Origin of the sequence: Streptomyces barkulensis, from assembly GCF_002843305.1 — a bacterium.
Classification (GTDB): Bacteria; Actinomycetota; Actinomycetes; order Streptomycetales; family Streptomycetaceae; genus Streptomyces; species Streptomyces barkulensis.
In genome coordinates, this window is the sequence record NZ_PGSG01000107.1 from 1 (window position 1) to 19,744 (window position 19,744).

Annotated in this window: 13 protein-coding genes; 7 read left to right on the forward strand and 6 right to left on the reverse strand. The window is 72.4% G+C overall.

Annotation, left to right across the window (positions count from 1 at the left end):
- From CUT83_RS23855 to CUT83_RS23865, 3 genes are all read right to left on the reverse strand, one after another.
- Window positions 1-1,290, reverse strand: a 1,290-nt coding sequence (locus CUT83_RS23855) for a cytochrome c oxidase subunit I (RefSeq protein ID WP_101257905.1), incomplete at its 3' end; no start/stop codon positions are given.
- Between the two features lie 216 nt (window positions 1,291-1,506).
- The gene (locus CUT83_RS23860) at window positions 1,507-2,664 is read right to left on the reverse strand and encodes a CPBP family glutamic-type intramembrane protease (protein WP_101257906.1); all 1,158 of its coding nucleotides are present in this window, start codon (window positions 2,662-2,664) and stop codon (window positions 1,507-1,509) included.
- Window positions 2,665-2,891: 227 nt separating this feature from the next.
- The gene (locus CUT83_RS23865) at window positions 2,892-5,339 is read right to left on the reverse strand and encodes a SpoIIE family protein phosphatase (RefSeq protein WP_158239053.1); all 2,448 of its coding nucleotides are present in this window, start codon (window positions 5,337-5,339) and stop codon (window positions 2,892-2,894) included.
- A gap of 257 nt (window positions 5,340-5,596) precedes the next feature.
- Between CUT83_RS23865 and CUT83_RS23870 the strand changes: the two genes are divergently transcribed.
- On the forward strand, window positions 5,597-6,163 hold the full coding sequence (locus CUT83_RS23870; protein ID WP_101257908.1) for a DUF488 domain-containing protein: 567 nt from the start codon (window positions 5,597-5,599) through the stop codon (window positions 6,161-6,163).
- 52 nt (window positions 6,164-6,215) lie between these two features.
- Here the strand turns inward: CUT83_RS23870 and CUT83_RS23875 are convergent, their stop codons facing one another.
- Entirely contained in the window at window positions 6,216-7,640 is a 1,425-nt protein-coding gene (locus tag CUT83_RS23875; protein ID WP_101257909.1) for a GntP family permease, read from the reverse strand.
- Window positions 7,641-8,215: 575 nt separating this feature from the next.
- Here CUT83_RS23875 and CUT83_RS23880 point away from each other — a divergent pair.
- Entirely contained in the window at window positions 8,216-9,205 is a 990-nt protein-coding gene (locus CUT83_RS23880) for a glycoside hydrolase family 6 protein (protein ID WP_101257910.1), read from the forward strand.
- Window positions 9,206-9,237: 32 nt separating this feature from the next.
- Window positions 9,238-9,678: a DoxX family protein gene (locus tag CUT83_RS23885; RefSeq protein ID WP_101257911.1), complete on the forward strand. Its 441-nt coding sequence runs from the start codon at window positions 9,238-9,240 to the stop codon at window positions 9,676-9,678.
- A gap of 100 nt (window positions 9,679-9,778) precedes the next feature.
- Here the strand turns inward: CUT83_RS23885 and CUT83_RS23890 are convergent, their stop codons facing one another.
- Entirely contained in the window at window positions 9,779-11,062 is a 1,284-nt protein-coding gene (locus tag CUT83_RS23890) for an ROK family transcriptional regulator (protein WP_101257912.1), read from the reverse strand.
- A 432-nt stretch (window positions 11,063-11,494) separates the two neighbouring features.
- Here CUT83_RS23890 and CUT83_RS23895 point away from each other — a divergent pair, with 432 nt between their 5' ends.
- The 4 genes from CUT83_RS23895 (at window position 11,495) to CUT83_RS23910 (ending at window position 17,306) form a co-directional block, all read left to right on the forward strand.
- The gene (locus CUT83_RS23895; RefSeq protein ID WP_101257913.1) at window positions 11,495-13,183 is read left to right on the forward strand and encodes an ABC transporter substrate-binding protein; all 1,689 of its coding nucleotides are present in this window, start codon (window positions 11,495-11,497) and stop codon (window positions 13,181-13,183) included.
- Between the two features lie 76 nt (window positions 13,184-13,259).
- Window positions 13,260-14,249, forward strand: a complete 990-nt coding sequence (locus CUT83_RS23900; protein ID WP_101257914.1) for an ABC transporter permease — start codon at window positions 13,260-13,262, stop codon at window positions 14,247-14,249.
- 19 nt (window positions 14,250-14,268) lie between these two features.
- A complete protein-coding gene (locus tag CUT83_RS31145; protein ID WP_101257915.1) occupies window positions 14,269-16,284 on the forward strand; it encodes a dipeptide/oligopeptide/nickel ABC transporter permease/ATP-binding protein in 2,016 nt (671 codons plus the stop codon).
- Window positions 16,281-17,306 carry an ABC transporter ATP-binding protein gene (locus CUT83_RS23910; RefSeq protein ID WP_101257916.1) on the forward strand — a complete coding sequence of 342 codons (1,026 nt, stop codon included), beginning with the start codon at window positions 16,281-16,283 and terminating at the stop codon, window positions 17,304-17,306. The genes CUT83_RS31145 and CUT83_RS23910 overlap by 4 nt, the downstream gene beginning before the upstream one ends.
- 67 nt (window positions 17,307-17,373) lie before the next feature.
- Here CUT83_RS23910 and CUT83_RS23915 read toward each other — a convergent pair whose 3' ends face one another.
- Complete coding sequence (locus tag CUT83_RS23915) at window positions 17,374-19,572, reverse strand: alpha-galactosidase (RefSeq protein ID WP_101257917.1); 2,199 nt, start codon at window positions 19,570-19,572, stop codon at window positions 17,374-17,376.
- Window positions 19,573-19,744: the final 172 nt, after the last annotated feature.

Here is a 19,744-nt window from a genome sequence, read left to right on the forward strand (position 1 = left end):
CCAGAAGGTGATCTTGCCGAGCCGCTCGTCGAGCATCTTCCCGGTGAACTTCGGCCACCAGAAGTGGAAGCCGGCGAACATCGCGAAGACGACCGTGCCGAAGACCACGTAGTGGAAGTGCGCCACCACGAAGTAGGAGTCGGTCACATGCCAGTCCAGCGGCGGGGAGGCCAGCAGGACACCGGTCAGACCGCCGAAGAGGAAGGTGACCAGGAAGCCGACCGTCCACAGCATCGGCGTCTCGAAGCTCAGCGAGCCCTTCCACATCGTGCCGATCCAGTTGAAGAACTTCACGCCGGTGGGCACCGCGATCAGGAACGACATGAAGGAGAAGAACGGCAGCAGCACACCGCCGGTGGCGAACATGTGGTGCGCCCACACGGTGATCGACAGACCGGTGATGGCGATGGTGGCGCCGATCAGGCCGATGTAGCCGAAGATCGGCTTGCGGCTGAAGACCGGGATGACCTCGGAGACGATGCCGAAGAACGGCAGCGCGATGATGTAGACCTCCGGATGGCCGAAGAACCAGAACAGGTGCTGCCACAGCAGCGCGCCGCCGTTGGACGGGTCGAAGATGTGCGACTGGAACACCCGGTCCGACTCCAGGGCGAACAGCGCCGCCGCCAGCGGCGGGAAGGCCAGCAGGATGAGCACGCTGGTCAGCAGCACGTTCCAGGTGAAGATCGGCATCCGGAACATCGTCATGCCCGGCGCGCGCATGCAGATGATCGTGGTGATGAAGTTGACCGCGCCCAGGATCGTGCCGAAGCCGCCCAGGCCGAAGCCCATGATCCACAGGTCGCCGCCGACCTGGGGCGTGCGGGTGTCGTCCGACAGCGGGGTGTAGGCGAACCAGCCGAAGTCGGCCGCGCCGTCGGGGGTGAGGTAGGAGGAGAGGGCGATCAGCCCGCCGAAGAGGTACAGCCAGTAGGCGAGCATGTTCAGCCGCGGGAACGCCACGTCGGGCGCGCCGATCTGCAGCGGCATGATCCAGTTCGCGAAGCCGGCGAACAGCGGGGTGGCGAACAGCAGCAGCATGATCGCGCCGTGCATGGTGAACGACTGGTTGTACTGGTAGTTGGAGAGGATCTGCGTGCCAGGGCGGGCCAGTTCGGCGCGGATCAGCAGGGCCAGCACGCCGGCGAACGTGAAGAACGCGAAGGAGCTGATGAGGTAGAGGGTGCCGATCTTCTTGTGGTCGGTGGTGGTCAGCCACTCCACCACCACCGCCCCCAGGGTTTTCTTCCGTTCCTGTTCCCGCTTCGGCTCGTCCGTCCGCAGTGCCATGCCCGTGTCCTCTCGACCCACCAGCTCCGACCGGTGCCCCGGCCGCGACGCCTGTCCGGCGCGCGTCCGCGGTCCCGGTTCCCGTCCTCTCCACGGGCGGTCTCGTCCGAGGGGCCGCCCCGACGTGGATAACACCGCCGCCCGGCCCCACCGGCTTTTGACCCTTCAGTGGGCGTGTGAGGCGAATGCCGTCTTGGTGGCCTCCGTCCTGGTGTCCTACGTGCGCGGGCCGTCGGCGGCAACGGCACCGTCCGGACGCCCGGCCTCCGAAGCGACCGCGGCGCGGCGGCCGGAGCCCGGGGGGACGGCCGTACGCGCTCCACCCTCCTTGCCGGGCGCCTCACGGCCGTGGGAGCCGGCCGGGGCGAACCACAGCAGCCATGCCGCGAACGCCGTTCCGGTGCCCAGCAGGACGGCGAGGACGCAGTTGTGCAGCACCTCGGAAGAAGGCGCGAAAGAGGCCGTCAGGTCGTAGGCGATGTGCCCGGCGACCAGCGGAGTGAGCCTGCGGCGGCGCAGGTGGAGCAGGAGAGCGCACGAGCCGAGCAGCAGCAGGGCGACACCGGGCACGCCCAGGTACAGATGCGCCGCCACCCGCAGCAGCAGGCTGAGCGCGCAGGCCGCCCACAGCGGGCGGCCCGCCGCACGGCCCAGTACGACGACGGCGCCCACCAGCACCATCTCCTCGGCGACGCCCGTGAACAGGATGTTGGCCACCATGTCCGCCGGGCCGCTCCAGCCCAGAGCCGCGCTCTGGGCACGGTCCAGGACGGGCAGCCAGGGCGCGGCCGCGGGCAGCCCCGTCCGGAGGGCCGCCATCCAGGTGACGGTGGTGTAGGCGAGGACGAAGACGGCCCCGAAGACCATCACGGCCGTCAGCCGTTCGGCGGCGGGCCGCGCGCCGGACGGACCGATCCCCAGCCCGCGCCATCCGGTCCCGTGCCGAGCCGCCAACTCGCCGCAGAGCCAGGCCAGCAGGGCGGTGGTGGCGACGCTGCCCACCACCCCCTGAAACTCGCCGGCCCGCACCAGGTCGGCGACGCGGGCGGCACCGGCGACGGCCGCCACGGCGAGGGCGGCACCACGCAGCCGCGGCGCGCGGCGCTGTGCGAGCAGTCCGGCCAGCCAGCGTCCCGCGGCCAGCGAGCACAGCAGCCGCAGCCACGGAAGCACCGCACCGGACCAGCCGTCCACCGGTGCGCCGCACAGCCGGGCGAAGTCGAGCAACGATCCGGTCAGCGGCACCGCGCACGTCACCAGCAGCAGACCCCACAGGTCGCGTTCGGCCCGCCGCGCGCCCGCGGTACGCGCGGGGCGGCGGGCCGGGCCGCGCGTGGTGCCGCGCGTGGTGGTGTTCGGCGGTATGTGGGCCACGGGTGGGTCTCCCGTACGTCGGCGTCGGCGGAGGGCCGCGCTGTCGAGGACTGCTGGAAACGGCTCTCCTTGTCCGGGTAGCCGGTCGCGGGCGGCCGACACCTGCGAGGCCGGCGTCCGGCCGCGAAGACGCCCGGAGTCCCGTGGAGGCGCCCGCGGGAGCACCACCCGAACGGCAGGAAGGGGATACGCCCGTGAGTCCGTGTCAGGGAGCGGCCGGGCAGGTCTCAGAAAAAGTCCAGGGGGATCTCGGGAACGGCACCCAGCGCCTGCTCGGTCCAGATGGTCTTGCCGGAAGGGGTGTAGCGGCTGCCCCAGCGGCGCGCGAGCTGGGCGATGAGGAACAGACCGCGGCCGCCCTCGTCGGTCAGCCGGGCCCGGCGCAGATGGGGCTGGGTCTGGCTGGGGTCGGAGACCTCGCAGATCAAGGTCTTGTCCTTGATCAGCCGCAGTCCGATGGGCGAGCCGGCGTAACGGATGGCGTTGGTGACCAGTTCGCTGACGATCAGCTCGGTGGTGAAGGCCATCTCCTCCAGGCCCCAGGCGGTGAGCTGTGCGGTGACCAGCTCGCGGGCCTGGCCGACGACGGTCGGGTCGGCGGTGAACCGCCAGGCCACGGTGGAGCCTTCGGGCAGTGCCCGCACCCGGGCGACGAGAAGGGCGATGTCGTCGGCCGCCGGTTCGGTCAGGACCCGGTCGACGGCGGTGCGCCCGATGTCGGCGGGGGAGCCACCGGCCTCCACCGCGGCGTGCAGGCTCTCGCGCAGCCGCCGCGTCAGGCTCTTGGACGACGTCTCGTCGTGGGCCACCAACTGGTTGGTGTAGAAGGCCAGTACGCTGCCCGGGCCCAGGTGGAGTTCGATGGGCTCGAAGGGCATGCCGCCCACCCCCAGCGCGGGGCCGGGCTTGAGGTTTACATGACGGGTGCGTCCTTCGGCACTGGTCAGGATCGGCGGTGGGTGGCCGGCGCTGGCCATCGCGCAGCGCCCGGTGACCGGGTCGTAGACGCAGTACAGGCAGCTCGCCCCCACGACCCCGCCCGCACTGCCGTCCGGCTGCGGTTCGGTGTAGGCCAGGCGGGTGGCCAGATCGTCGAGGTGGGTGAGGAGTTCCTCGGGAGGAAGGTCGAGGTCGGCGAGGGTCTGCACGGCGGTGCGCAGCCGGCCCATGGTGGCCGTCGCGCCCAGTCCGTGCCCGGCCACGTCGCCGATGACGAACGCGACCCGTGTGGAGGACAGGGGGATGACGTCGTACCAGCTTCCGCCGATTCCCGCGGCGGTGCCGGCCGGTACGTAGGTGCCGGCGGTCTCGGCCGCGGTGAACTCCACCCCGGCCGGGGGCAGCAGACTGCGCTGCAGGGTCTCCACGGTACGCAGCTCGGAGGTGTAGCGGCGGGAGTTCTCCACGCTCAGCGCGGCCCGGGAGGCGATCTCCTCGGCCAGGGGGACGTCGTGCACACCGAAGGGGAGCCGGTCCCGGCCGCGCCACAGGCCCAGCACCCCCAGCACCCGCCCCCGGGCGCGCAACGGGACGATCAGCGCCGAGGCGGCCACCTCCGGGAACAGCAGCCGCTGCCGCTCCGGGTCGGGAGCCAGCCGCTTTCCCAGGTCGGCCAGATCGGGCACGAGCACGGCCTGGCCGTCGCGGAGGGCGTCGCTCTCCAGGTCCCTGGCGTGGACGGGGTCCCCGCGCTGGTACATTTCGGCCGGCCAGGCGCCGCCCCCCGGGGCCACCGCGATCCGGCGCAGCGGCGTCCCGGCGGAGAAAGCCCCGGGGTCCTCCCCCTGAATCACCTTCTCCACCAGATCCACACACGCAAGGTCCGCGAAGTCGGGCACCAGGATGCGGGTCAGCTCCTCGGAGTTGCGGGCGATGTCCAGGGTCTGCCCCAGCCGCGCGGCGGCGGCGTGCAGGAGGGCCAGCCGCCGCCGCGCGGTGTACTGCTCGGTGATGTCGGTGAAGACCGCGGCGACCCCGATGGCACGGCCGTGGTTGTCCTCGAGCCGGAAGGCCGAGGAGGACAGGATCCGCTCCTGGTCGGGAGCTTTCAGGCGCCGCGCCGAGTGCTCCCAGTCGATGACCGCCTCGCCGGTCCGCAGGACCCGCCGCCACTGCTTCTCGATCGCGGCGGCGTCCTCCGGCACGAGGATCGACCGCAGGTCCCGGCCCGGAGTGTGCTGCCAGGGCTTCGCGGGCAGGGGGATGCCGAAGAACTCCGAACCGAGGTTCGCGCGGGTCGTGTGCAGTTCGGTGTCGTGGACCACCAGGCCGATGCGGCTCTGGCCGAACAGGGCGCGGATGAGCGACTGGTCCTCCGTCCAGCGCCGCCCGGCGGCGGACGGGGCGGCGCACATCAGCAGGCGCGCCTCGCCGCCGGCGGGCAGCGGCAGCACCTCGGCGTCCACCTCGACCGGCGTGCCGTCCCGGTGGCGCAGGGTCGTGTGGAGTTCCAGGGGCTCGGAACCGAGGTGGTCGGCCGCTCTGTCCCAGGGGCCGGGCGTGGCGGCGAACTCCGCCATCGGCCGTCCGCGGACCTGGTCGGCCGTGCGGCCGATCAGGTCCAGCACGCCGGCCGTGCACCGCAGCACGGTCCCGTCCCCGTCCAGCACGAACACCACCGGGCCGCCCCGCGCGGGGCCGGCACCGGCGTCGTGGCGATCTGTGGTCGGGCTCACTCGGCTGCCTCGCTCCATGGGAGTGCGACGCTACTTCCGGTCATTCAACCCCGGCCGGAGCCTGTGCGCATGACGACGGCCGTCCGCGTACCGGCCCGGCGGGGCGCATACCGCGAGGACAGACGGTTACCCCGTGAGCCGGGAGGGAATCACGGTGCCGCTCGCCTGCCGCCCGCGTATCGCCGGAGAGCGGCGGAGGACCGGGGGAAAGGGGAGGGCAGGACGGCCGGAAGCGGCGGACGACGGAAGGAGGCGCCATGACGGAGGGCCCGGAGCCGCCTTCGGTCCTGTACACCGTGGGGCACGGCACGGCGGACCGGGAGAGGCTGGCCGTACTGCTGGCGGAGGCGGGCATCGCCCTGGTGGTGGACGTCCGCACCGCCCCGGGCAGCCGCCGCGACCCGGACCTCGCCCGCGACAGGCTCGCGCGGTGGCTGCCCGCACACGGCATTGGCTACCGCTGGGAGAAGGCGCTGGGCGGTTTTCGCAGGCCCCCGGCCGACTCGCCCGACACCGTGTGGCGCAACGCCTCCTTCCGCGGATACGCCGCCCACACCCGGGACCCCTCCTTCCGGGAGGCGCTGGACGGGGTGCTGAGGGACGCCGCACGGAATGCCACGGTGGTCATGTGCTCCGAGTCGGTGTGGTGGCGCTGCCACCGCCGGCTGATCGCCGACGCCGCGGTCCTGACCGCGGGAGCGGACGTACGGCACCTGATGCACGACGGCAGGCTCATGCCGCACCGGCCGACGCCGGGGGCGCGGCTGCGGGAGGACGGGCTGCTGGTCTACGACGACCTGGCCGCCGCCGACGGGGACCGGTGACGGGGACCGGTGAACGGCCCCGCACCGGCGGCGGGCCGGCGCGGGGCCGGGATCAGACCACCGCCCACAGGCCCAGGGCGATCAGGAACGCCGACAGTCCCAGGGTCGTCTCCATCACCGTCCAGGTCCGCAGGGTGGTTTTGACGTCCATCCCGAAGAAGCGGCTCACCAGCCAGAAGCCGGAGTCGTTCACATGTGAGAGCACCGTGGCGCCCGCCGCGACGGCCACCACGAGCAGGGTGAGCTTCAGATCGCTCAACTCCGCGGCGCGGGCCGCCCCGGCGATCAGACCGGAGGCGGTGGTCAGCGCGACCGTGGCCGAGCCCTGGGCGACGCGCAGCAGAGTGGCGATCACGAACGCCTGGACGATCAGGGACATGCCCAGACCGGACAGGGAGTCGCTGAGCGCGCTCCCGATGCCGGACAGTTCCAGCACACCGCCGAACATGCCGCCCGCGCCGGTGATCAGAATGATCGAGCAGATCGGCCCCAGGGCGCCGTCGACGATGTCGCCGACCTTCCCCATCGGGGCGCGTGGCCGTCCCAGCACGAGGATCGCGGCGATCACGGTGATCAACAGGGCGACCGGGGTGAAGCCCAGCAGACCCAGGAACTCCGCCCAGTCCTCGCCCTCGTCGATGACGCCCGCGGTGGCCAGCGTGCTCAGGACGGTGTCGAAGGAGATCAGCACCAGCGGGATCAGCAGCAGGCCGAGGACCGTGCCGAAGGACGGCGGCCGCTCGCCCAGCCGCTCCTCGCCGGCGCCGTCCGCACGGTCCCCCTCGCCGCGTCCGCGGGCGTCGCGCACCTCGCCGAAGACCACGTCGGGCAGCGGCACGTGGATGCGGGAGCCGAGGAAGCGGGAGACCAGCAGGACACCGGCGTACCACGACGCCACCGCGACCGGGAGGCCCACCAGCAGGGTGAGCCCGATGTCCGCGCCGAGCACCTCGGAGGCGGCGACCGGCCCCGGGTGGGGCGGGACGATGGCGTGCATGGCGGCGAAGGCGCCGGCCGCGGGCAGGGCGTACAGCAGCAGCGAGCCGCCGAAGCGCCGGGCCACGGTGAGGATGATGGGCAGGAACACCACCAGACCGGCGTCGAAGAAGATCGGGAAGCCGAACAGGAGCGCGGCCACGCCCAGCGCCAGCGGCGCGCGGCGCTCCCCGAAGCGGTTGATCAGGGTGTCGGCCAGTACCTGGGCGCCGCCGGTGATCTCCAGCAGCCGGCCGAGCATCACCCCGAAGGCGACCAGGAGGGCCACCGAGCCGATGGTGTCGGCGAAGCCGAACATCAGGACGTCGGGGATGTCGGCCAGCGGGAAACCGACCGTGATCGCGGTCAGCACGCTCACCAGGACCAGCGACACGAAGGCGTGCAGTCTCACCTTCATGATCAGGAAAAGCAGCAGGGCCACGGCGCCCGCGGCCATCAGCAGCAGTGTCGTCGTTCCGTAGGCCGGGTCGATCGCTTCCACGAACCTCTCCGTTCCCGTGTGCGCATCGCCGGTCGCCCCGCCCGCGACGGCCGACGGCGGTCAGAGACACCGTCACCCTGCCCCGGTGTGCTCCTCCCGACACGTGAGGAGCGGAGTCGGAGGGAGCGGCAGGAAGGGGCGAAGAGACGTTTCGGAACCCGCGTATGGAAGCGCTCCCACGAAAATGCGGGCGGGGGGTGGCGCCTCCGGGAGGTGTCGCGCTCCCCGTGCCGTTGCCGCGTGCCTGTTCATGAAGGCGCCGTCATCCGGCTACCGCGCAGTTTCCCTTGACGCCGGACTCAGCGTCGCTACTCTTTCTGGGAGCGCTCCCATCAAGTGTTCCAGATCACATGCTCCGGGTCGGCGGTCGGCCGCCGACGGTCGGCGTCCACCGCGGCACCGCACCGCCGATCCGGTGACCGTGCTCTCCCGGCCCCCGCGTCCGGCCGAGTCCCGTACTTCCGCATGACGCGGAAGCACTCCTTCCCGGCCGTGCGGGAGCGGGGCAGGGATGCCTGGAGTCGCGACGGGCCGCCGGCGAGCGGCGGTCCGTGTCCCCCCACCGAGGAGTACTCATGCTCCGCAAGACCTTTCCCCCGGCCGGCCGCGTGCTCGCGTCGGCCGCGCTGGCGGCCGCCGGCGCGGCCGTGCTTCTGCCGGGCGGGGCCGCGCAGGCGGCCGCCGACACGACCTCGCCCTACTACGTCAACCCCGCCACCCGGGCGGCCCGCTGGGTGGCGGCCAATCCGGGAGACTCGCGCGCGCCGGTGATCCGCGACCGGATCGCTTCCGTCCCGCAGGGGCAGTGGTTCACCACGACCAACACGGGCACGGTCCGCGCCGAGGTGGACTCGCTCGTCACGGCCGCCGAGGCGGCGGGCGGGATCCCGATCCTGGTGGTCTACAACATGCCCAATCGCGACTGCGGCGGCGCCAGCGGAGGCGGAGCCTCCAGCCACTCCGCCTACCGGCAGTGGATCGACGAGCTGGCCGCCGGGCTGGAGGGCCGGCCGGCCGCCGTCGTCGTCGAGCCGGACGTCCTGGCCCTGATGACGAACTGCCAGAGCGCCGAGCAGCAGGCGCGGACCCGGGAGTCGATGGCCTACGCGGGCAAGGCACTCAAGGCGGCCTCGTCCAGGGCGAAGGTGTACTTCGACGCCGCGCACTCAAACTGGCACCCGCCGACGGAGATGGCCTCCCGGCTGAGAGCGGCCGGGATCACCGAGAGCGCCGACGGCATCTCCACCAACGTCTCCAACTACAACCGCACCGCCGACGAGACCGCATACGCCAAGGCGGTCCTGGACGCGATCGGATCACCGGGCCTGCGTGCGGTGATCGACACCAGCCGCAACGGCAACGGGCCCGCCGGAGGCCAGTGGTGCGATCCGTCGGGGCGGGCGGTCGGCACCCCGACGACCGACCGGACCGGCGACGAGAGGATCGCCGCCTTCCTGTGGGTCAAGCTCCCCGGCGAGGCGGACGGCTGTGCCGGGCCGGCCGGTCAGTTCATCCCCCAGCTCGCTTACGACATGGCCGTCGCGGCACCCGCGGGGACGCGGTGAGCGGCGGCGGAACGGCCGAGAGAGGACACTTCATGGAACTGCTGGACAGGCACAGGGACCATGTGCTCGGGCTCTACCGGATCGTGGTGGGGCTGCTGTTCGCCTGCCACGGTGCGGCGACTCTGTTCGACGTGCTCGGCGGACCGCACGGCGGCCAGGTGCCCGGGGTCGGCCAGTGGCCCGCCTGGTGGGCAGCCGTCATCCAGCTCGTCGGCGGTGGCCTGGTGATGGTGGGCGCCGGTACCCGCATCGCCGCGCTGCTCTGCTCCGGATCGATGGCGTACGCCTACTTCGTCAAACACCAGGGCGAGGCGCTCTTCCCCATGCAGAACGGCGGGGAGGCGGCGGCGATGTTCTGCTGGGCCTTCCTCCTCATCGCCGCGCTCGGCCCCGGCGCGTGGGCGCTGGGCTCCGTGTTCGCGCGCACCGACCGTGCCGGCCGCGGCGAGGGGGTGCGGGTGACCGCTGCCTGAGGCGTCCGCCACCGGGCGGTGCGCACGGCCGTCGCCGGGTTCCGCGGCGGGGTCCCGCGGGATCCCGCCGCGGAACCCGGCGACGGCCGTGCGGGCCGGCTCAGGCGCTGGACCGCTCCACCAGGGCGGGCTCGGAGTCGGCGAGGTTCTCCGGCAGGCGCAGTCCCTGGCGCAGCGGTACGAGTTCCGACTGCAGCACCAGGGCCGCGGCGCCGATCGCGGGCGCGGTGGCGGCCGAACGGGAGAGCCGGACGGCGACGGGGTGCGCCGCGCGGGAGAAGAACGCGCGGTCCAGCTCCTCCCGCACCACCGGCAGGTACACCGAACCCGCGATCGCCAGGCTCGGGCCGGTGAGCACCAGCAGTTCCAGGTCCATGATGTTGGCCAGGGTGCGGGCGGCCACCGCCAGATAGCGCGCCGAGCACTCCAGCAGGGTGCGCGCCCCCGGTTCGCCGCGGCGCGCGGCGCGGGTGACGGCCGCGAAGTCCGCGGTCACCGACGACCGGCGGCGCCCGGAGTCGCCGTCCAGTCCGGCCGCGCGGGCCAGGGCCCGGTCGGCGCGGGCGGCGGCGACGACGGCGGAGGGCCCGGCCAGGGCCTCGACGCAGCCCCTGGCCCCGCACCAGCACCGAGGGCCGTCCACGGCCAGGCAGCTGTGACCGATCTCGCCGGCGTTGCCGCTGGCTCCGCGGTAGGCCATCCCGTCGACCAGCAGGCCCGCGCCGATGCCGGTGCCCATGTACAGCGCGGCGAAGGTCGCTGACGCGCCGACGCCCCCGGACCAGTGCTCGCCCAGGGCGGCGGCCGTGGCGTCGTTGTCGGAGACCACCGGCAGCCCGGTGGCCTCCTGAAGGGACCGGTCGAGGGGGAAGTCCTCCCAGTGCCGCATCAGGGGCGGGGTCAGCCGCATTCCGCTGGTGGGCGTCAGGGGGCCGGGGGAGACCAGGCCCAGGCCGAGCACCCGCTCGCGCCCGACGCCGACGCCCTCGACGAGGGCGCCGACCTCGCCCGCCATGCGCTCGACGACGGCCGGGGGGTCCTCGGTCCCCGCGCCCGCGCGGGACATCCTGGCGACGACCGAGCCGCCGAGGTTGGTGAGGACGTAGGTGATGCCCGCGTGGTCGAGGTGGACTCCGACCGCGTACCGGGAGGACTGGTTGAGCTGGAGCAGGACGCGGCGCTTGCCGCCGGTGGACTCCGCGCGCCCGGTCTCCACCACCAGCCCGTCGTCGATGAGGCGGCGTACGACGGTCGAGATCGTCGCGCCGGTGAACCCGGTGGCGTTGATGAGGCCGACCCGGCTGATGGTGCCCGCCGCGCGGATCACGTCGAGGACGGCCGCCCTGCTGCTCGCGTGGGCCGTGGCCCGAGCCGGTCCGCTCACTGGTTCCTCCGCCCGCGCCCCGCCGGGGGCGGGAGCGCTGTCGATGTGCTCCGCGCGGTCCGCGCCGCGCGTGTACGAACCGTTAGTTTATTTACCTGTCGAAGGCGGGCAAGTGTCCGTCCGCCCCCGGCGTCCGCCCGGCCCCGGTGCCCGTCCGCCCCCGGCGTCCGGCGCCTCTTCCCGTGAACGGTCCCCGCCAGGCCCCTTCCCTCGTATTCTTCCCCCGCACCTCTCCCGGTGCCCGGCCGGCCGCTGCCCGGTCCCCGTCCGGCTCCCGGTCTCACTTGTGTCTCTGTGGCCCGGTGGCGCCGCAGGAGTATTGACTTTCTTTCTTCGGCGACTTAAGAATCGCCCCACTGAGCGACCCGCCGCCCGCGGGGCGGTCGAACGGCACAGGGACGTGCCCCTCCAGGACGAGAGGAACCATCCACCATGTTCCAGCAAGCAAGACGCCGCCGTGCGCGCGTCGCAGCGGCCGGGATGGCCGCGATCGCCCTGCTGGCCACGGCCTGCTCGGGACCGGGCGGCAGCGGCGGCGGCGCCAAGGACGAGACCCTGGTGGTCTTCACGGGGCAGGCGGGCGACTACCAGGCCAACTTCAACCCGTTCTCGCCGACCATGAACGAGGGGGCGGGCACGATCTTCGAGCCGCTCTTCTACTTCAACCAGGTCCGCGACGAGCCGGCCGAGCCGCTGCTGGGCACCGAGTACTCCTGGAACGAGGACGGCACCGAGCTCTCGGTGACCCTGCGCGAGGGCGTCAAGTGGTCGGACGGCGAGGAGTTCACCGCCGACGACGTGGTCTTCACGCTGGACATGATCTCCAAGTACAAGGAGATGAACGGCACCGGCTACAAGGGCAGGGCCGAGGCCGTCGACGACACCCATGTGAGGATCACCTTCGACGAGCCGTCCTACATGGACGGTCCGCAGATCCTGGGCAAGATCTTCATCGTCCCCGAGCACATCTGGAAGGGCTTCGAGGAGCCCTCGAAGAACACCGTCACCGAGCCCGTCGGCACCGGCCCCTACCTGCTGGGCGACTTCAAGGGCCAGGCCTTCACGCTCAAGGCCAACTCCGGTTACTGGGACGGCGAGCCGGCCGTCAGGCAGGTCCGCTACATCGCCCTGTCGGGCAACCAGGCCGGCGCGGACGCGCTGAAGGCGGGGAAGATCGACTGGCAGACCGGCCCGGTCCCGGACATGAAGAACGTGGAGAAGAACTACCCGGGCTACAAGGCCGTCACGGTCCCGATCAACCAGACCGCCCTGATGACCTGCTCCGACGCGGAGATGGGCTGCGAGGGCCCGCAGACGGACCCCGCGGTGCGCAAGGCGATCTACTACGCCGTGGACCGCTCCCAGATCAACTCGCTGGCCTTCCAGGACACCTCCAGTCAGATATCGCCCGGGTTCGCGCTGGTGGAGAGCAACGAGGAGCTCGTCTCCGACAAGCTTGAGGAGAACCTGGCCCCGATGAAGCCGGACGTCTCCAGGGCCACACGCCTGCTGGAGCAGGCCGGCTGGACCAAGGGCCCGGACGGGTTCTACGCCAAGGACGGGAAGAAGCTGTCCCTGACCGTCCGGGTCGTCTCCGGCTGGACCGACTACATCACCGCCGTCGACACCATGGCCGAGCAGCTCAAGAAGGCCGGCATCAAGCTGACCTCCCAGCAGTCCTCCTGGAACGAGTGGTCCGAGGCCCGCGGCCAGGGCGAGTACCAGCTGCTGATCGACTCGCTGTACCCCGGGCCGACGCCCGACCCCTACTACACCTACAGCTACTTCTTCAGCAGCGAGACCACCGCGAAGGTCGGCGAGACGGCGAACCCGAACTTCGCCCGCTACAGCGACCCGCGGGTGGACCGGGCGCTGGAGGAGCTGAAGAAGCTCTCCCCCGAGGCGGCCGAGCAGCGCCAGAGGCGGTACGACGTCATCCAGACCCGGATCGAGGAGGACATGCCCTACATCCCGATCCTCACCGCCGGCACCACCAGCGAGTACCACGACTCCAAGTTCGAGGGCTGGCCGACGGAGTACAACCTCTACGCCGTCCCGGCGGTCTGGAGCCGTCCCGACCAGGCCCAGATCTACAAGGCCCTCAAGCCCGCCGGCAGGTGACGGCCCGGCGGTGACACGGCGGTGACACGGCGGTGAACGGTTCCGAGGAGAAGCAGACAGTGATAGGCGGAGATCGGTGAGGTACTACGCCCGGAAGCTCGGGTTCTATCTCGTCGCCCTATGGGCGGCGCTGACCCTGAACTTCTTCATCCCGAGGATGATGCCGGGGAACCCGGTGGACACCCTCATGGCGAAGCTGCAACAGCGGGGCGGCGCGACCGACCCGTCGGTCCGCAGATCCTACGAGCTCCTCCTCGGAACCGACACAGGCGAACCGCTGGTGGTCCAGTACCTCTCGTACCTGGCCAACATGTTCCGCGGCGACCTGGGCGTCTCGGTGAGCGTCTTCCCGGCGGAGGTCGCCACCGTCATCGGGGACGCGCTGCCCTGGACGATCGTGCTGGTGGGCCTGGCCACCGCGCTGTCGTTCCTGCTCGGCGTCGGGCTCGGCGCCCTCGTCGGATGGAAGCGCGGCTCCTGGCTGGACTCGCTCATCCCGGCCACCACCGTGCTCGCGGCGGTGCCGTACTTCTGGCTGGCCCTCATCCTGGTCGCGGTCTTCGCCACGGGTCTGAGCTGGTTCCCGCTCAACGGCGGGTACGACGTGATCCTCACCCCGGGCTGGGACGGCGAGTTCATCGCCTCGGCGGTCCACCACGGCATCCTGCCCGCCCTGACGATCGTGATCTCCTCGGTGGGCGGCTGGCTGCTGGGGATGCGGAACATGATGGTCTCGACGGTGTCGGAGGACTACATCCTCACCGCGCAGGCCAAGGGGCTGCGCGACCGCCGCATCATGACCCGCTACGCCGCGCGCAACGCGGTCCTGCCGTCCGTCGCCGGCTTCGCGGTCTCCCTCGGCTTCGTGGTGTCCGGTTCGGTCATCACCGAGCAGGTCTTCTCCTACCCCGGTATCGGATCGAGGCTGCTGCAGGCCGTGGAGAACAACGACTACGCCCTGATGCAGGGGATCTTCCTGGTCATCACGGTGGCCGTGCTGGGCGCCAATCTGGTCGTCGACCTGCTGTACGGCCTCATCGACCCCCGCACCCGCGCCGGCAACTGAGAACTGAGGAACCGACACCGTGACGAACGTCAACCCGCCCGCCGAGGCCGCCGACGCGGCGCCGGACACCCCGGCCGGCACCACCGGCACCACCGGCACCACCGGCGCCTCCCCGGCGCCCCGGCGCTCGGGCGCCGGCGGCTGGCGCTCCCTGGTGCCGCGCTGGTCGCCCAAGCTCGGGATCGGCCTGGGTCTGGTGGGCGCCATCGCCCTGTTCGGGATCCTCGGTCCGATGCTGACCGGCGATCCCGACACCATCCGCGACATCAGCATGACCCCGCCCGGCGGCGAGTTCTGGCTGGGCACCACCCAGACCGGCCAGGACGTACTGGCCCTGCTGGCCCACTCCACCCGCGGCTCCCTGCAGATCGGCCTGCTGGTGGGCGTCCTGGCCACCGTGCTGTCGGCGGTCTTCGGCGTCATCGGCGGCTATGTCGGCGGCGCGGTGGACGAGGGCTTCTCACTGTTCTCCAACGTGATGCTGGTGATCCCCGGACTGCCGCTGGTGATCGTCATCGCCGGCTTCGTCCCCGTGGAGCAGCGCGGCTGGTGGACCATCGCGGTCGTGCTGGCGATCACCGGCTGGGCGGCCTCCGCCCGGGTGCTGCGCGCCCAGACCCTCTCCCTGCGCAACCGCGACTACGTCGCCGCGGCGAAGGTGGCGGGCGAGAAGCCCTGGCGAATCGTTTCCGTGGAGATCCTGCCCAACCTGCTGCCGCTGATGGCCTCGCAGTTCGTGTTCGCCGTCATCCTGGCCATCCTCAGCGAGGCGGGCCTGTCCTTCCTGGGCCTGGGCGCCTCCGGCTCCGACACGCTCGGCACGATGCTCTACTACGCACAGAACGGCTTCGCCCTCCAGCGGGAGGCGTGGTGGTGGTTCGGCCCGCCCGGCCTGGTCATCGCGCTGTTCGGCTGCGGCCTCTCCCTGATCAACTTCAGCATCGACGAGATCATCAACCCCAGACTGCGCACCGTCCCGGCCGCCTCCCGCCGCACCCGCGGGGGCACGGGCGGCGCGGAGCGCAGGACCCGTGCGGCCGCGGCCCGTTCCGTCCCCGGCCGCGACGAGTCCGGCGGCGGGAGGCGGGGCCGCGACGAGTCCGGCCGCGACGCCGTTCTGACCGTCGAGAACCTCAACGTGGTCTACCGGGGCGAGAAGCCCGTCCACGCCGTCAAGGACGTCTCGTTCACCCTCGGCCGCGGCGAGATCCTCGGCCTGGCCGGGGAGTCCGGCTGCGGCAAGACCACGCTCGCGTACGCGATCAACCGGCTGCACCGGCCGCCGGCCGAGGTCACCTCCGGATCGGTGGTCTTCCACGACCGCGACGGCTTCGACCTCGACCTGCTCGCCCTGGGCAGGGAGGAGTTGCGCGCCTTCCGCTGGTCGAAGCTGTCGATGGTCTTCCAGGGCGCGATGAATGCCCTGAACCCGGTCATCTCCATCCGGGCCCAGCTGGAGGACGTGCTCACCACTCACCGCCCGGAGACGTCCGCGCGGGCCCGCCGCGAGCGGTGCGCCGAGGTCCTGCGCCTGGTCGGGGTCGATCCCCGGCGGCTGGACTCCTTCCCGCACGAGCTGTCCGGGGGGATGCGGCAGCGCGTCATGATCGCCATGGCGCTGCTGCTCGACCCCCAGGTGATGATCATGGACGAGCCCACCACGGCCCTCGACGTGGTGGTCCAGCGCGGCATCCTGAGGGAGATCCTGCGCTTCCGCGACGAGCTGGGCTTCGCCGTCGTCTTCATCACCCACGACCTGCCGCTGCTGCTGGAGCTGAGCGACCGCATCGCGGTCATGCGCGAGGGCGAGGTGGTCGAGTACGCCACCGCCGACGAGATCCACCGCGCCCCCAGGCACCCCTACACCCGCAGGCTGCTCGACTCCTTCCCCAGCCTCACCGGCGAGCGGGGGGCGTTCGTCCGCACCGGGGAGTCCAGCGCCCGCGAGCGCCCCGGCCCCGGCCCCGGCACAGGCACCGGCACCGGCACCGGCACCGGCACCGAAACGATCGTGAAGGAGGCGGGCTCGCGATGACGACGCTCGAAGTACGCGGCCTGACCAAGGACTTCTCCATACGCTCCGGCCTGCGCCACTCCCGCCTGCGCGCGGTCGACAACGTTTCCTTCACCCTGACCCCCGGCCGGACGGTCGCGCTGGTCGGGGAGTCCGGGTCGGGCAAGTCGACGGTCGCCCGCATGATCGCCCGTCTGGAGAAGCCCACCGCGGGCGAGATCACCGCGACCGGCCCCGACGGCAGGAGGGTGGCCGACCGTGCCTACCGCGACCACGTCCAGATGGTCTTCCAGGACCCCTTCGCCTCGCTCAACCCCTTCCACACCGTCGAACACCATCTGGCCCGCCCGCTGAAGCTGCACGGCAGGGCCCGCGGGAAGGCGGAGATCGCGCAGAAGGCCGAACAGCTCCTGGAGCGCGTCAACCTGACCCCGGCCGCCGACATCGCCCAGCGCCGCCCCCACGAACTGTCCGGCGGCATGCGCCAGCGCGTGGCGATCGCCCGGGCCCTGGCGCCCGGGGCCCAGGTCGTCATCGCCGACGAGCCCGTCTCCATGCTGGACGTCTCCATCCGCCTCGGCGTGCTCAACCTGCTCGCCCGCCTCCAGCGCGAGGACGGCCTCGCAGTCCTCTACATCACCCACGACCTCGCCACCGCGCGGCACTTCTCCGACGACATCCTGGTGATGTACCGCGGGCGCGTGGTGGAGAGGGGGCCGGCCGACGAGGTCATCCTCAACCCGCAGCACCCGTACACCAGGATCCTGGCGGCCGCCGCGCCCGACCCCGACGCCCGCGACCGCGCCCGGCTCACCGAGGCGACGGGCATCGAGCCGGCGGGCATCGAGCCGGCGGGCAACTCCGCCCTCCCCGGCGAGGATCCGGGCTGCACTTTCCGGGACCGCTGCCCCGTGGCGTTCGAGGCCTGCACCCGCAGGCCGGAGGACTTCGCGGTGGGCCACGACCACCACGCGAAGTGCTGGCTGCACTCCGGTGCCGGCTCCGCCGGCCGCCCGGCGGCCGGGGGCACCGCCACCGCGTAGGCCGGGCCGCCCGCGCGGCGGTGCGCCGGGAGGGGCCGGCCGGCCCCTCCCGGCGCACCGCCGCCGCTCACACCCGGGTCGCGCGCAGCAGCACCAGCCGCTCGGGGTGGAGCACCGGGGCCCGGAGTCCGGCCGTGGCCAGCACCCGGCCCGGCAGCCGCACACCCTCCGGCGTCCACCAGGGCAGAGGGACGCCCCAGTGGTGGGCGTTGCCGTCCGGCAGATCGCCGGGGGGCTGCGGTCGCACGTGGTAGACGGCGTCGGCGTCCAGCCCCGGCAGCCGGACCGGGCCGGGCGGATACAGCTCGGAGGAGGCGGCGGCGACGAGGGCGTACACCGCGTCCGAGCCGTCCTCGGCGACCACGCCGTGCAGACGGCAGGCCGGGTCCGGATGGTCGGCGTGGACGGAGGTGCCGGTGTGGAGCAGGCCGCGCAGCTCCTTGTGGAGCTCCACCCACCGCGCCAGCCGCGCCAGTTCCTCCGGCGCGGCGGCGGTCAGGTCCCACTCGATGCCGAAGTGCCCGAACAGCGCCGTGCCCGCCCGGAAGTCGAGCGGGTGGCGGCGCCCGGTGGTGTGCGCGACGTCCGACCCCACATGGGTGCCCATGAGTTCGAGGGGGATCAGGGCGTTCGTCCAGCGCTGGATGGTCTGGCGCTCCAGGGCGTCGATGCAGTCCGAGACCCACACCCGGTCGGTGCGCTGCAGGATCTCCAGGTCCACCCGTCCGCCGCCGGAGGAGCAGGACTCGATCTCCACCCCGGGGTGGCGGCGGCGCAGCTCGTCCATCAGCCGGTGGACCGCCAGGGTCTGGCCGTGTACGCCGGCGCGGCCGGTAGGCCGGTGCCCGGCGTCCACCAGGTCCCGGTTGTGGTCCCACTTCAGATATGCGATCGGATACGTCCGCAGCAGCTCGTCCAGGCGCCGGAGGATGTGTGCGAACGCCTCCGGGCGGGCCAGGTCGAGCACCTGCTGGTGGCGGGCCGCGCCGGGCAGCCGGTCGCCGGCGGCCATGATCCAGTCGGGGTGGGCGCGGGCCAGCTCGGAGTCCTCGTTGATCATCTCCGGTTCGACCCAGAGGCCGAACTGCATGCCCAGACCGGTGACATGCTCGGTCAGCGGGCCCAGCCCGTGAGGCCACACCTCGTCCGAGACGTACCAGTCGCCCAGGGCCCGCCGGTCGTCGCGGCGCGCGCCGAACCAGCCGTCGTCCAGGACGAAGCGCTCCGCGCCCACCGCGGCGGCGGCGTCGGCCAGGGCGCGCAGCCGGTCCAGGTCATGGTCGAAGTAGACCGCCTCCCAGGTGTTGAGGGTGACCGGCCGGGGGGTGGCGGGGTGGTGGGGGCGGGAGCGCAGCCAGCGGTGGAAGCGGGCGGAGACCTCGTCCAGGCCGTGCCCGCCGTAGGAGCCGTACTGCCAGGGGGAGGCGTAGGACTGACCGGGCTCCAGCACCACCTCGCCGGACAGCAGCAGTTCGCCCGAGCCCAGCAGCGACACCGAGTGGAAGGTGCGCTCGGCGAAGGTGCGGTGGTTGCCGGACCACGCGGTGTGCACGGCCCACACCTCGCCCGAGCGGTTGCCGAAGCCCGCGGTGCCCGCGGCCAGCAGATAGGCGCTGTCGTAGCCGGTGCGGCCGGTACGGTTCTCCCGCATCCGCAGGCCCTGGGTGAAGGCGGTGCGCTGCGGGCTGCGTTCGCGCAGGTGGTGTCCGGTGAAGTCCAGCAGTTCGGTGGCCTCGGCGGGCACCGGCAGCATGAGGTTCACGGCGTCGACGGCGAAGGGGGAGGGGCCGCGGTTGGCGACCGTGGCGCGCTGGCGCACCAGCCCGGACGCGGTCAGCTCGATCGCCAGCTCCACCTCCAGGGCCGCGGCCTCGTCGCGGGCGAGGACGGTGACGATGCCGCCGCCCTCGCCGCCGGGGGAGTGGGGCCCCTGCGCGGGCCCGGTGAGGGTGGCCTCGCGGACGGTGAAGGCGGTGGAGAAGTCCCGGCCGCCCCGGTTGCCCACCAGACCGGGGGTGCCCAGCCAGCCGGCCGACTGCTCGGGCAGTACGGAGACCTCGACCGGGCCGTCGACGGAGAAGCCGATGGGCTGCGGCGCGCCGGCCAGCCGCAGGGAGCCCAGCTCCCCGGGCGTGAGCGGGCCGAGGTCGGCGCCCCAGTGCAGGACCCGCGGAAGGGCGGCGCCGGTCAGGTCCAGCACGAGGCTGACGCCGGCCGCCCGCAGATGCGCCACATCGAGGGGGAGGGGAGCGGAACGTGATGTCACGGTGGTGTCTCCGTCCTGGCCAGGCCGGCGCCGGAGGCGCCGTTGACTTACTTTGTTCGGTGGCGTAAGAATCTCGGGCGACGATACTCGGCACGCCGGGAAGAAATCCACCGGAGGCCGGCCGCGTTCCCACGTCCGTTCCCGTCCCCGCCTTCCGTCCCCGCCTTCCGTC

Bases quoted from the DNA above. Each gene is read 5' to 3' on its own strand.
- CUT83_RS23910 (WP_101257916.1), top strand. From the start codon at position 16,281: ATGACGACGCTCGAAGTACGCGGCCTGACCAAGGACTTCTCCATACGC.
- CUT83_RS23880 (WP_101257910.1), top strand. From the start codon at position 8,216: ATGCTCCGCAAGACCTTTCCCCCGGCCGGCCGCGTGCTCGCGTCGGCC.
- CUT83_RS23870 (WP_101257908.1), top strand. From the start codon at position 5,597: ATGACGGAGGGCCCGGAGCCGCCTTCGGTCCTGTACACCGTGGGGCAC.
- CUT83_RS23885 (WP_101257911.1), top strand. From the start codon at position 9,238: ATGGAACTGCTGGACAGGCACAGGGACCATGTGCTCGGGCTCTACCGG.
- CUT83_RS23895 (WP_101257913.1), top strand. From the start codon at position 11,495: ATGTTCCAGCAAGCAAGACGCCGCCGTGCGCGCGTCGCAGCGGCCGGG.